This is a genomic window from Paraburkholderia caribensis (genome assembly GCF_002902945.1).
Classification (GTDB): domain Bacteria; phylum Pseudomonadota; class Gammaproteobacteria; order Burkholderiales; family Burkholderiaceae; genus Paraburkholderia; species Paraburkholderia caribensis.
Genome location: NZ_CP026104.1, coordinates 55,897 through 68,935 on the forward strand (window position 1 = coordinate 55,897; position 13,039 = coordinate 68,935).

At 58.9% G+C, this 13,039-nt stretch carries 14 protein-coding genes; 7 read left to right on the forward strand and 7 right to left on the reverse strand.

All coding sequences use genetic code 11. From position 1 onward, the window contains the following. Window positions 1–190: 190 nt before the first annotated feature. Window positions 191–874: a response regulator transcription factor gene (locus C2L66_RS38900; protein WP_060610850.1), complete on the forward strand. Its 684-nt coding sequence runs from the start codon at window positions 191–193 to the stop codon at window positions 872–874. Window positions 875–983: 109 nt separating this feature from the next. On the opposite strand, the gene C2L66_RS41085 is transcribed toward C2L66_RS38900, so the two are convergent. The 3 genes from C2L66_RS41085 to C2L66_RS38910 form a co-directional block, all read right to left on the reverse strand. Continuing rightward, entirely contained in the window at window positions 984–1,280 is a 297-nt protein-coding gene (locus C2L66_RS41085) for a hypothetical protein (protein WP_148654668.1), read from the reverse strand. Between the two features lie 83 nt (window positions 1,281–1,363). Then, window positions 1,364–2,287, reverse strand: coding sequence for a LysR family transcriptional regulator (locus C2L66_RS38905; protein WP_060610853.1), 924 nt, complete (start codon window positions 2,285–2,287; stop codon window positions 1,364–1,366). Between the two features lie 164 nt (window positions 2,288–2,451). Beyond that, window positions 2,452–2,676: a hypothetical protein gene (locus C2L66_RS38910; RefSeq protein ID WP_060610857.1), complete on the reverse strand. Its 225-nt coding sequence runs from the start codon at window positions 2,674–2,676 to the stop codon at window positions 2,452–2,454. Window positions 2,677–3,008: 332 nt separating this feature from the next. On the opposite strand from C2L66_RS38910, the gene C2L66_RS38915 reads away from it, so the two are divergent. The 4 genes from C2L66_RS38915 to C2L66_RS38930 all read left to right on the forward strand — a co-directional run bounded on the left by C2L66_RS38915 (window position 3,009) and on the right by C2L66_RS38930 (window position 6,753). Beyond that, window positions 3,009–3,899: an alpha/beta hydrolase gene (locus tag C2L66_RS38915; RefSeq protein WP_208459758.1), complete on the forward strand. Its 891-nt coding sequence runs from the start codon at window positions 3,009–3,011 to the stop codon at window positions 3,897–3,899. Between the two features lie 623 nt (window positions 3,900–4,522). Beyond that, the gene (locus tag C2L66_RS38920; RefSeq protein WP_060610859.1) at window positions 4,523–4,933 is read left to right on the forward strand and encodes a carboxymuconolactone decarboxylase family protein; all 411 of its coding nucleotides are present in this window, start codon (window positions 4,523–4,525) and stop codon (window positions 4,931–4,933) included. Window positions 4,934–4,990: 57 nt separating this feature from the next. Beyond that, window positions 4,991–5,980: a D-2-hydroxyacid dehydrogenase family protein gene (locus C2L66_RS38925; protein ID WP_060610861.1), complete on the forward strand. Its 990-nt coding sequence runs from the start codon at window positions 4,991–4,993 to the stop codon at window positions 5,978–5,980. Window positions 5,981–6,075: 95 nt separating this feature from the next. Next, window positions 6,076–6,753: a GntR family transcriptional regulator gene (locus C2L66_RS38930; protein ID WP_060610863.1), complete on the forward strand. Its 678-nt coding sequence runs from the start codon at window positions 6,076–6,078 to the stop codon at window positions 6,751–6,753. A 119-nt stretch (window positions 6,754–6,872) separates the two neighbouring features. Here the strand turns inward: C2L66_RS38930 and C2L66_RS38935 are convergent, their stop codons facing one another. From C2L66_RS38935 to C2L66_RS38940, 3 genes are all read right to left on the reverse strand, one after another. Further along, window positions 6,873–7,262, reverse strand: a complete 390-nt coding sequence (locus tag C2L66_RS38935) for an NAD-binding protein (protein WP_060610866.1) — start codon at window positions 7,260–7,262, stop codon at window positions 6,873–6,875. A 53-nt stretch (window positions 7,263–7,315) separates the two neighbouring features. Then, window positions 7,316–7,534, reverse strand: a complete 219-nt coding sequence (locus C2L66_RS41090) for an NAD(P)-binding domain-containing protein (RefSeq protein WP_148654669.1) — start codon at window positions 7,532–7,534, stop codon at window positions 7,316–7,318. Window positions 7,535–7,777: 243 nt separating this feature from the next. Continuing rightward, window positions 7,778–9,118: an MFS transporter gene (locus C2L66_RS38940; protein ID WP_060610868.1), complete on the reverse strand. Its 1,341-nt coding sequence runs from the start codon at window positions 9,116–9,118 to the stop codon at window positions 7,778–7,780. A gap of 134 nt (window positions 9,119–9,252) precedes the next feature. On the opposite strand from C2L66_RS38940, the gene C2L66_RS38945 reads away from it, so the two are divergent. Beyond that, a complete protein-coding gene (locus tag C2L66_RS38945; RefSeq protein WP_060610871.1) occupies window positions 9,253–10,674 on the forward strand; it encodes a sensor histidine kinase in 1,422 nt (473 codons plus the stop codon). A 38-nt stretch (window positions 10,675–10,712) separates the two neighbouring features. Here the strand turns inward: C2L66_RS38945 and C2L66_RS38950 are convergent, their stop codons facing one another. Further along, entirely contained in the window at window positions 10,713–11,978 is a 1,266-nt protein-coding gene (locus C2L66_RS38950) for an MFS transporter (RefSeq protein WP_060610875.1), read from the reverse strand. Between the two features lie 205 nt (window positions 11,979–12,183). Between C2L66_RS38950 and C2L66_RS38955 the strand changes: the two genes are divergently transcribed. Next, the gene (locus tag C2L66_RS38955) at window positions 12,184–13,038 is read left to right on the forward strand and encodes a MipA/OmpV family protein (RefSeq protein WP_148654670.1); all 855 of its coding nucleotides are present in this window, start codon (window positions 12,184–12,186) and stop codon (window positions 13,036–13,038) included. Window position 13,039 lies beyond the last annotated feature (1 nt).

The window sequence follows — 13,039 nt, forward strand, 5'->3', positions numbered from 1 at the left end:
AGAAGGAGAATAAGGAGGTGGGGGCAACGCGAACGGTACCGCGAAGTTACGATTTTTTTAATGCTAAAGGGAGAGCAAAAGTCGGACGCGAGTTGGTTTCGCGTTAGATTGAGGCTGGGTTCGCGAAACAATGATTGGCGCATCGTCACGCAGATTTGACAATCGCGGAACAAGCTAAAGGAGCAGCGTCGTGAGCCACCCGCGCATATTAACTGTTGAAGATGATCCAATTTCCGCGGGAGAAATCGTCGATAGCTTGGGCGGCTGCGGCCTCTCTGTGGACTGGGTGGCCGACGGGCAGGAGGGCGTGGTGCGCGCCATGTCGGGTGACTACGACGCGATTACGCTCGACCGCATGCTCCCGGGCATTGATGGGCTGACCATTCTCAAGATGATACGTGCCGCCGGTGTCGAGACGCCGGTCATGATGCTGAGCTCGTTGGGCGGCGTAGACGAACGGGTTCGTGGACTGCGGGCGGGTGGCGACGACTACCTCACGAAGCCCTTCAGTTCGGACGAGTTGATCGTCAGAATTGAAGTTATGCTCAGACGCGGCAAGCAGGCTGGACGCGTCGAGGATGGCTGGCTGACCGTGGGGGCGCTTGAAATCCATTTTGAGTCGCGGCGCGTCAAGCTGGACGGACGCTTTCTTGAGTTACAGCCCACCGAATACAAGATTCTCGAGTACATGATGCGCAACGCGGGCATCACCGTCACACGGACGATCCTGTTCGAGGAGATTTGGGGCTACCATTTCAATCCAGGCACCAATCTCATTGCGGTGCACGTTGCGCGGCTCAGAAAGAAAATCGAGCGTGAGGGGGAACCACCCCTCATCCGGACCGTACGCGGATCCGGTTACGTGCTCGGATAGTCGCGCACAGGTTTCCTCATCGCACACCGCAGTCAGTTTCACAGCAGGGGTCAACAGACTCGAATGCACATGGTTGAATGGTCGGGCTTGCGCCCGATCTTCCGGTCCTTCACGCATCAGCACGAAAATCCAGAGTAGTGCATGGTAATGAACGGGGAGCCGAACGCAGTATCCGCGCCGACACGCTGGAGAGCAAGCCAGGCAAGGTGACGGGAAAGCCCGCCGATATTGGAAAATGCTTTCCGACGATGCCGTTCGCGCGTAAAGCCTTGATGTTTGCTTCGGCGCGAAGAGTAGAGTGTGGTACGTTCAGCGCGATGGCTTCGTAGGTGGCTTGGGTCAGCTGGGCGAGTGCTCCCAGGTACATGTGCGCACGCTTCTCCTCGCGCCCGTTGGAGCGAAACATCGGTGCTACGCCATTCGCCTTAGCTGCGGCCGCGGCGGCCCGTGAGGGCGTCGGCAGGGACTGGACTTTAACTGTGCCCCGGGTTAGGCGACGACGCGCAGCGGCACCGGATAAGCGTCGCGTGAGCGAAAATAGTCCATGACGAAATCGACGAACCCGCGCACGCGCATGGTCAAATAATTCCGGCCAGTGTAGATCAGAGATAACTCTTGGGCGTCATCACACATGTCATAGCCCTCGAGCACCGGTCTGAGGGTGCCCTTTGCAATGTCCGCTGCAACGATCGATCTCGGTACACGGGCAATGCCCATGTGGCCCAGTGCTGCTTCTCTGACTGCGAGGCGATTCGCCGAGCGGAACGTGTTTTCCTTGGAAATACGGATTCGTTGCCCGTCCTCCTGAAACTCTAGCGGGTGAACGGCATCCAGAATGGTCAACAGTTCGTGATGCACGAGCGCGCGCGGATGGTCGGGCGTGCCATAGCGACTTAGATACATCGGTGTGGCGACCAATACGTCCTTTATCGTGAGTAGCGAGCGGCTGACCAGCGAGGCGGGCGGGGTATATCGCCCAGCATTGAAGCACACGTCGAAGCCGCCTTCGATCATGTTGATTGGACCGTCGAAGACCGAAACGTCGAAGGTTGCGCCGGGATTACCTTTTCGGTATTCGGCGAGCAGCGCGCCTATCCCGTCGTGAGCGAAGAGTGTGGATACGGCAACCCGGAGGATGCCCGAGGTGTCCTTCGTCGCGCGCTTAAGGTCGGCTTCCACGCGATCAAGCTGTTGGATCACTTCCCTGCACCCTTCGAAGTATTGCCGGCCCGCGTCCGTCAGTGACAATTTGCGGGTCGAGCGATTGATGAGCCGCATGCTCAGATGCTGTTCCAGCAGACCGACTGACCGCGTCACAACGGCTGCGGAGAGGTTCAATTGACGTGCTGCATGGGCAAAGCTTCCGAGGTCGATGACCTGAACAAACACTCGCATGGCTTGAATCTGATTCATGATACGGTCGCAATGTGGTTGGATAGCGCAATGATGAGGGGCAGGACCTGACATAAAGTGGCCAGTCCGATAAATTTTTCCTTAACGATTAAGGAAGAATTCGGAACGCCACAACCAGGTCGAATCGCGTTTGAGCGCAGGCCTTAATGAAGAAGACGTGCTTTTCACAACTGATGCGGGCGGAGCGCATGTTGGTGCTGCCGCGCACCAATCCGAAAAGACAAAATCGAAACGGTGGCTAGCAGGGCGATGTCGACGATGCTTAAGAGAGCAAATGGCTTGAGACAGCTGCCATCGCGTGCTGTCGCCCGCAGCCGACTTTTTAGCGGAAGCGCGGCATGGCTGCTGTAGTCGATGCCCACATCGGTCAGTGTAAAACCGTGGTTCATTGGGCAAAACTCGATAACTGAAAGACACTCCCCCAGTTAATGGAAGCAATCAATTCTTTTTTTCTCATATAATCAAAAACGCGAGGAACCGTCCCCCTTTGGTTTCGCAGGCAGACTGTCGGTAACGGATTACGTCGCTTACGCAGTCGTCTTGGGTCGACACGACGATCAAGGGTGGCGAAGGGCGCAAAACAAGAACGTTTTGCTGCGGCTTTCGTGCGAAGGAGGCCTTAGCTCAGCGAAAGCCCGTCAAGGGTCGTGCTCAAGCGTTGACGTCCTCGCTGATGCGCATTTGTACTCGATGCGGTCAATCTGTCTACTCCTGGCTAACCATGAATCCTGAGACCTCCAACTTTTCTTCTCCCGTACGCATTGTCATGGGCCTTAGCGCTGCCCTCCTGACACTAAGTCTGTCTTTCCCCGCATGGGCGCAGGAGCCGCCGTTGGCTCGTCCAGGCGGCGCCGACGCCGCTTTGTCACGTTCGTCCCGATCGGTTCTTGTACGTGACCTGCCGCTTTCAGACGGTTGCCAGCGCGTGCTGTTTTACGGACCGGCAACGAATGCGCATGGCGTGATCATCATGTTTCCGGGTGGGACTGGAGACGTGGGAATCGAGCGCAACGGCGAAATTCGCCATGGCGACAATTTCGTCGTGCGAACTCGTGACTTGTGGGCGCAAAAAGGGTATGGGGTGCTGATCGTCGATGCGATCAATCATCGATCGATTCGTGGAAAACGCGATTCTCCTAAATATGCCAGGGTCGTGCACGAGATTCTCACTTATGCCCGCTCGATGACAAATGCACCCTTGTGGATCATGGGTACCAGCCAAGGCTCGATCGCCGCCATGCTCGCAGCTTCGACGGCGCGCCCGGGAGAGGTGGCGGGTGTCGTCTTGACCGAATCGGTTTCGGTTCTCGGCCGTTCGCACGAGACCGTATTTGATGCCCATCCTGAGACCGTGCGCGTACCTGCGCTGGTTGTCGCGAACCGAGACGACGGCTGCTGGGTCGCGCCGCCGACCGACGCCGAAGCCATTGCAAAGGCGATGTCTCACACGCGCGCGGACGTGCTCATGGAGGAAGGGGGTAAAACGGATTCGGCCGATGCTTGCAGTTCACGAACGCCGCACGGCTACTGGGGTATCGACGACCGAGTCGTGGACGATATTACACGTTGGATGGGCGGCGCCGACGCTGATCGGCGCGGCAAGGCGGGCTAATTCCCATATAAGTCGCGTGGCATTAAGTTCAAAGTGGCGCCAGGCTCGGACGAAGGTGTGACGATTTCCAATCCTTATTGTGAGGTCCAGCCTGCGTTCGATGTGGCGCGGCCTGAAGCCGTCAACGGGCGTTGGCCTTGGCGACGTAGCGCGTCCTGGGACGCTCCCAATTTCAAAGTCGCTATCGTTGGCTAACTTCAACGAAGTGGTCGAGACGTCAAACGCGAGGAAGTGCGATTTCTCGTCCCTGACCTCGCTCCGAGCGACAGTGCCGTGTGAACACGCCGCGCGCCATCTGAGCAGCCGGGTTCACGCCTGTTGGTGCGATGGATGATTGGCCACGAGAGACATGCTCAGCCGCTCGATCCCAAATTGCTCTTGCGTATGCATCCCTCCCGCGCGTGGCCTCGCGCTGTTGAAACCGACCCCATCGCCGGTTCGTATTCGCTGCCGGTCGCCTACGGGCGCACCGGAGGTGCGACGTCGCATCTGACAATATTACGGGAGGGGTTTAATATTGACGGATTGTATGACGAGATTATAATGCGGCGGACTTGATCCCAGTTTGGCCGGCTGCCGGGTGGGATCCAGCTCGCACTTTCCAACGCCAACGGGAGATTGAAATGGCATTGCCCCCTGAGTTTTCCTCCGAGCTGTTTCAGAAGGGTCTTGAAGTCCGCCGCGCCGTCCTCGGCGCCCACTACGTAGATAAATCCGTGAACGAAGTCGAAGACTTTATGAAGCCGATGCAGCGGATGACGACGGAATGGTGTTGGGGAGAGATCTGGACGCGTTCTGGTCTAGACCGTAAGACGCGCAGCATGATCAACGTCGCGATGCTGACTGCGCTCAATCGTCCCGCAGAAGTCGCCTTGCATATCCGCGGGGCGTTGAACAATGGCGTGAGCGCCGAAGAGATCCAAGAAGTCCTGCTGCAAGCGTGCATTTACTGCGGCGTCCCGGCTGCGCTCGACAGCTTCAAGATCGCGAACGAGGTAGTCAAGAGCGCCCGAGCGGAAGCCGTGAATTCATAATCATCATTGGCCTTCGCTTGCGCGTAGACACACAATTTACAGACGGAACAATCCTCAATGCCTATCTCGATACTCAAGGCACCGCTTAATATCGCGGTGATTGATGACTATCAGAACGCGGTCCGCCGGCTTTCGACCTTTTCGAAGCTGGATGGACATGACGTGACCATCGTTCACGACGTGCTGACCGATCCGGCCGAACTGGCGGGGCGCATTCGCGACTCCCAAGTGCTCGTGCCGATCCGCGAGCGGACCGTGATCGACGAGAGTTTCCTCGAACGCGTGCCTTCGTTGCGGCTCATCAGCCAGACTGGGAAAGGTGTCGCGCATATCGATGTGGCAGCCTGTACGCGTCGTGGTATCGCCGTTGCGGCGAGCGCCGGCAATTCGTACGCGCCGGCAGAGCTGACATGGGCGCTAGTACTGGCCGCCGCGCGTCGTCTGCCGGCCGAAGTCGCAAGCGCGAAGGCAGGCCGTTGGCAAGCCGGTACGATCGGCGTCGAACTGCGTACGCGCGTGTTGGGTATATTCGGTTATGGTTCGATCGGCCGTATCGTAGCGCAGTACGGCAAGGCATTCGGTATGCGTGTGCTGGTTTGGGGGCGCAAAGCGTCGCTCGAAGCGGCAGTGTCCGATGGCTTCGAGGCCGCCGAGTCGAAGGCCGCTTTTTTCGAACAAAGCGATGTGATAACGCTGCATTTGCGTTTGAGCGAAGCCACCCGAGGGATCGTCGGGGCTGGCGATCTTGCACGCATGAAGTCCGACTCAATTCTGGTCAACACCAGCCGCGCTGCACTGATCGCCCCCGATGAGCTTGCGGCCGCGCTACGGGCGGGCCGCCCGGGGTTCGCAGCAGTAGATGCGTACGAGACCGAGCCGGCATACGATGACCCGCTCTTCGCACTGGAAAATGCTATCTGCGCACCGCATTTGGGATACCTTGAGAGAGATACTTACGAGGTTTTTTTCGGCGGTGCGTTTGACAACATCCTCGCATTCGAGGCGGGAAATCCCACTAATCTCGTCAACCCCGAAGTCTTGAGATAGCCGTCGGACATGGGGCGGTGCGGTTCTCTGTAAGGCTTGGGGCGCGTATCCTGTATGATCTTTATCGTCAAAGATTGTCAGGCCGGAATACAGTTATGTCCGATGAGATTGTCATGTTACGCCCGGAAATGCTCCGTCACCAGGTAGAGCACGCCTTGCGTCAGGCTATAGTGTCTGGCCGCTTCGCACCAGGTGCGCGCCTTGTGGAACGGGAGTTGTGCGAACTGCTGGGCGTGAGCCGTACCTCTATCCGCGAGGCGCTGCGCAAGCTTGAAAGCGAGAAACTTGTGAGTATCGTTCCGCATAAGGGACCGGTCGTCGCGGTCATGTCGCGAGGCGAGGCGGCAGAGCTCTATGCGATCCGCGCGCTGCTCGAAGGATATGCAGCGCGCTGCTTTGCGGAGCACGCCAGCGATGCGGCGATGGAAAGCTTCGGAGAGGCGGTGCAGGCGGTGAAGACCAGTGCGCTGACCGGTGACGGCGATGGCCTGCTGAAGTCCAAGAACTTGCTTTACGATGTTTTGCTCGATCACTGCGGCAATACGCTGGCTAAAGAGATACTTCGTAGCCTGTACTCGCGCGTGAGCCTTTTGCGCGCGACTTCGCTCATGCAGCCTGATCGTATGCCGGCGAGCCTCAAGGAAATCGACCGTTTATATAAGGCGCTCAAGGCCCACGACGGCGAGGCAGCCGAGGCTGCGGCCCGCAAACACGTGGAGAATGCCGAGAGGGCGGCAATGCGCATGCTCAAGGATGATGCAGCGGGTGCGTGAGCAGCCGGTTGTTGTACTTCCGGTGCTGTGCCAGCCTAGTGAGCCGCGAGAATGTCTCGCCGGCCGTTACGCCTATTACGGAAACGGCACGTCCGTTTGGTCGGCCACGACTTTGGCTATTACGGTGTGGTCGTGTCCGCTACCTGGCGTATCGCGCGCGGCTTGCCAGCGCTACAGGCATTTTCCGAAAACGGTGCGTGTGCATCCAGCTCGCGCTCGGTCTGTGTGGCGATGCCAACGGCGTTCAAGAGCAGATCGAGTGGCAACCAATAGCCATAAGTGTCTGATAGCAGAAGCCTTCGAAATTTCGTCTGCGTGTTGTGGTTCGTTCCAGATATGTTACCTATCACTGCCGGATCGAGGCCGAGCTTCTTGCTAGTCAGCGGCGCTTCATGCGCGATCAGGAAGCTGGCCACCTGAACCAGATTGTCGATCGCTTTGAGCGCGCGGCAGTCACCGCTCACACCCGCATAGATCAACTTGCGGCTTATGTGACGCAGGATGGACATAACATGCGCGATATGGCTAGCGTTGCCTCCCGCGATCAGGGTTAGATCGCCGGTCACAGCCCGCCGCTGGAAAGAGGTGCATCAGCACACGCGATGCAGAGCCTAAAACTATCCGCTGCCTCAACGGTACGCGCCGGCGTTGCCAGACTCATGTAGGCGACCATGCTGCCGGGTTTGAGGTTGCGCGCGATGCCATCCTTGCTGAAGAGTACTTCGCTAACTAGGTGGCTGTTTGGAAGCGTGGTGATGACGATCAGAACTTCGTCGCCCACGGCAAGCTCGCGCTATGGTGGGCTTGCTTTTCTCTGGCAAAGCGATTTGCGATTTGCGTTGGCGCGTCTTATCCCTTCAGCGCTTCTCTCCGCTCTGCAAGCAGAGAAGCCATGGGTCAATCTGTTGCACCGAGACCGATGCAGCCAATTCGTGCGCTTACCGGAGTAGCCCATATTGCAACCTTACGGGCTCGGCCTCGAGCCCGCGGCTAAGTCGTCGATTATACCGGCGCCCCCTAATCGTCAGTCGGGCAGCGGTAGGCCGAGGGTTTCGGGCATGAACCAAGGCACGATGATGCCGATCACGTAAATGCTGCCGAACAGCAGTGCTGCGTGAGGAATGCCGCCCAGAGAACGGATCATTGAACCCGCCAGTATCGGGAAGACCCAGATGACGAGGCGGGCGCCGTTGAACACGAAGCTGATGGCCGTGGCACGCACCGAAGAACGGAACAGCTCGGTCGGGTAGATAGCCATCCATACATAGGAGCAGCCGAGGGTGAAAAATCCGCTGATGGGGGCGACCCACATCATCGTCTGCGGTGTGACTACGAAGTGGTACGTCACGATCGTCATGGCGAGAGAGCCGGCGAAGGTTGCGCACACGAATGCACGGCGGCCGATCACGTCGACAACGAAGCCCGCCGCAAGATAGGCAACGATCGCACCCGCGGTATATATGAGGGAAACCTTGGCGCCCCACAACTGCGCGTCGGGTAGGCCCTCGCCTTGCGCAAGAGTGACGACATGTGTGGGCAGCCATGACGAAACGGCCCACAACCCGGTGGAGGTCACCATGGAAAGCAGCAGCGAGCTCAGCAGCAGTTTGCGCGAGGTGGGGGAGGCGAGCAGTTGCTTTAGAGGGAAGGGGCGGCGGCTCGGTGTACCGTGTTCGCCGAATTCCTCCTCCACCCATTGCGCGCCTTTGACGGCTGCCGCCCACTTTTCTGATTCGTCCACGCCTCTGCGCAGATACAGGACGAAGAGCGCCGGCAACGCGCCGAGTACGAACATCCAGCGCCAGGCGTCGGGCGAGTCTGGCATCGCGCGGGAAAGCATGTACCACGCAATGCCGGCAATGAAGGTGCCCCAACCGTAGCCGGACTGGAGAAAGCTCACGCCCTTGGCGCGCGCCCCATCCGGCCACGTTTCGGAGACAAGCGCGACGCCCGTGCTCCATTCGCTGCCCATGGCGAGCCCGGTGAGAAACCGCAGGGAGACAAGTGAGACAAATCCGTGCGCGAATGCGGTGCCACCCGAGAAGGCGGCATACAGCAGTACGGACCAGAGCATTACCTTCTTGCGCCCCATGTAGTCCGCCACCACGCCACCAGCGAGTCCACCGATTCCCCACCCGATTAGAGTGATACCGAGCAGGAGTCCGGCGTAGAGTCCCACACTCTTTGCCTGTGAGTTACTCAGTACCGAGTGCAGCATGGGAGTCATGATCAACAACGGCGCCATTGCTTCGTAGCCGTCGAAAATCCAGCCGAGAAAGCCACCGGCCAGCGTACGCCAGTGTGCGGGGGTGAGGCCGTCGGTCCAACGCGCGTTTCGCGTGATCGTCGTAGTGCTTTGCGACATATTTGCATTCCTCTCGATCGAAGACGTACTTAATCGGGCACTTATCTGAAGGTGCGGATGTGACGTTGCCCTAGTTATAATACGGTAATACAATCATTCAAACATTAAATTTAAGGCTAATTTCCGAGCTCGTCATGCGTCTGAAACTGATCCGCCGCTCCGTGAATGAAACACCGGGCGGGGACGCTACGCGCTGGCATGTCACCGCGTTTCGTTGGCTGTGTGTGTATTCCGTTATCTTTGCGTTGTCGATACTGATGCTGTCTGGATTTGTCGGTTGGTCGATGACAAAGCGCATCGAATTCGGTGACGACTCGCTAATCCACTGGGAGCGCATGTACTTTCATGGGATACCGAATGCGGGCATTTCCGCGGCTATACAGGCCAGGATCGCCGGCGATGGGACGCACGCGAACTACTATGGACTATTTGCCCCGAACGGCGTGCGCATCGCCGGCAACATCGCGGCGTTGCCGGTGGGGCTTCCTCCAGATACCGTGAAGCGCACCCTTCGCGCGGCCCTTGTGGTGGATGGGGTTGGTCGCGAGCCCGTCGTGAGGGCGATGGCTCTGCGTCGCTCCAACGGCAGCACACTCGTCATAGCGCGCGATTTAACCGAGCAGCTTTCGATTCGAAAGGCGATCGTCGATGCGCTCATGGGCGGCGGCCTTGCCTATCTGAGCGGAAGTTTCGCCGTGGGCCTGCTTTTAAGTTGGCGGCAACTGCGCCGTGTGCGAGCGATGAGGCATGCGACGCGGGCCATCTCGAACGGCGATCTCGAGCGGCGGCTGCCCACAGGTGGCGGCGACGAGCTCGACATGCTGGCCCACCTCGTCAATCAAATGCTTGGCCGCATCGTGAGACTGATGGGAGATGTCAAGTCGGCGTGCGACGGTATCGCTCACGATCTGCGTACGCCGCTCGCGCGGGTGCAGCTTCTGCTAGCCACGGCAAGTCGACGTACCGATGCGAGCGGTGACCGTGAAACCGCACGGATTCTCGATGCGGCGCGCCAGGAAACCGAGCAATTGCTGGTGCGATTTCAGGCCATTCTGCGGATTTCGGAGATCGGCGCGCGGCGCCGGAAGGCGTTCGGTCCGGTCGACATGGCGGCACTGGTTCGAGACCTGTGCGAACTTTACGAGCCGCTTGCCGAAGATCGCGGCGTGGGCTGGCTCATCGACGTGAACGAGGTACCGTGCTTCGAGGGTGACCGCGCCTTGCTGTTCGAGGCCATCGGTAATTTGCTCGACAACGCCGTCAAGTTTACGCCCCCTGGCGGCACAGTGCGTGTGGGTCTCACGAACGGTAGAGAGGGCGCACTGCTTTCGATCGCAGACGACGGACCAGGAATTGCCGAAAGCGAGCGGGAACTGGTCCTGGAATGTTTTTATCGTGCAAAGAACTCAAAAGGTGTAAGCGGCAGCGGGGTGGGCCTTAGTATCGTCGTGGCTGTGCTCGATCTGCACGGTTTCGCCTTGCGTATCGCACAAAACGAGCGCAGCACAGGGACGCTGATGCGGGTGGAGTGCTGGGCCGCAACGCGCGACCATTGAGACAGCCACGCCGGTGCAGTTCACACATATTCAGCACGTCAGGTGCCGGTTGATCGCCTCGCGATCTTCGCTTGCGCCACTTCTACACGTGAGCGCATCAGCCCGTTGCCCATCGCGCCCGCAGCCATCAGCACCGCCGTGGCCCAGAAAACCGCGCGCATGCCGACGTGGCCACCGACAAAGCCACCTATGAGCGGCCCTACCACCTGGCCAGCATACTGCGAAGACGTGGAGTATCCCAGCATGGCTCCCGCCATGCCAGATGGGACGGAATGCCGGATCACGCTCGCGATACAGGGCAAAAGGCCGCCAAGCGCGACACCCATGAGAAAGCGCAGTACGACGAGCTCCCATCCTTGCGTCACGAAGGCTTGAGGGATAAGGAGTACTGCACACGCCACGAGGCTCGCAATGATGACTTTCCAATGACCTACGCGATCGGCGAGCTTGCCGAGTGGTGAGGCTGAGAGGACGCTGCCGAGCGCAGCACCGGACATCACAAGACCGGAGACGAAGGCCACCTGGTGAGGCTGAACGAGTTGCGCCACATAGACCGTGATGATGGGCTCAATCGACATGTTGGCCAGCATTAGAAGCATGCCAGTCAGAAGCATGGCGAACACGGGTCGCGTGTCGTTAATAGCGTTCCAGCCGCTCTTCTTACCAGCGTGGGCGGCCGCCGGCGGATCGCGCTTGATGAAAAATATGGTGGCGAGGAAGGTTGCAAAGATAACGGCACCGACCGCATGAAACGTCGAGCGTATGCCTATGAGTGAGGGCAGGGTGCCGCCGATCAGTGGCCCTGCAACGTTGCCTGCCATGATGCCTGAAGCAAGTATGCCGAGCGCCCAGCCACAGCGCGCCTGCGGTGTTTGCGTTGCGACGAGCACCGTCGATCCAGAGGCATAGCCGCCAAGCAGCCCGGCGAGTAGCCGCAGCGCGACGAGTTGCCAGATGTTGTGAGCCGATCCCATGAGTGACATAACGATAGCCATGCCAAGACTCGCGCGCACAAGCATAAGCTTGCGTCCGTAGCGATCGGCCAGCTTGCCCCAAATGGGAGCGGTGAGTGCCGCAGTGAAGAATGTCGCACCGAATGCGACGCCCGACCACTGGACGATCGCTGCCCGATCGCTTACCCCGAGCTCTTCGACATAGAGCGGCAGGAAGGGCAGCATCAACGTCATGGCAACGATGGTCGTGAACGAACCGCAAACACAGACCAGCAAGTTGCGGCGCCAATGCTTAAATTCTTCGGGTTGGGGAAACGCGGGAGCCGTGGTTTCCCGGATGGTTGGATGCATGATGCGCTCCAGGTGTGCGTGAAAGTAGCCGCCAGCCGGCGGCTCTTATGCTACCGCGCGCGTGCGATGGGAGGCAGTGGTCGCGACATACCGGTATGTCTACTACCCGACTAGGTTTTGCGCTGAAACGCGCAATGTTCCCACAATGCGGACACCTTAGAATCCGGGCGATGTCTGGCACAAAGCGCCGTGCCATGTTCCCGTTGTGATTCGCTATTTCCCCTTCTGGTTGAGAAAATTGATCGGATTGCGAATCCAGCTTGCTTTCCTGGATCTTTCGATGAATCTACGACTTGCTTTTTGCTTTGCCGCGGTCGCGGCAGGGCTCGGTATGACCTCATTGGCGCGTGCCGAAGACTATAAGATTACGGTGGGCGGTGGTTTCGATGTCGCGCCACGTTATCTCGGTAGCGACGAATATCACTTCATTCCCGTTCCGTATCTCAACGTCGTCACGTCATCGGGCGTCTATGTCGATACCGATCGTGGTGTAGGCTATAAGCTGCATCTGCCGCACAACTTCTATCTCGATATGAACCTGAACTATGTTGCCGGCCGCAAAGACACTGACGAGACATTCCAAAGCGGCTCGGACGCATTGCGGGGCTTGGGCAACACACCGAGTGCCCTAGACGCGACGGTGACCGCAGGGTATCGTTTTGCCACTGTGGGCTCCCTAAGCGTTGCGGCCGATCTTCCGCTCAGCAACCGCAGCATTGGTGATGCGTGGCAGGCCGCGCTCGAAGTGCCGGTTCTTGTTGCCGGCCCGAATGTCGTAACCTCAAAGACTGTGGCTCACTTCGGTAGCCAGACCTACAACCAGACCATGTGGGGCGTGAACGCAACGCAAAGCGCGGCGTCGGGCTACCGCCAGTACGCGGTCGGAAGCGGTTTCGATTCGGTAGATTTCGACCTCATCTGGCTTCATCGCTTCAATCAACACTGGTCGCTGGAGACCAAGGGCGGCCTGACTCGCATAATCGGCGACGCAGCCCACAGCCCCATTGTTCAGCGCAGCTTGTCTTTGAACGTCGGTACGGTCATGGGATACTCGTTCTAGC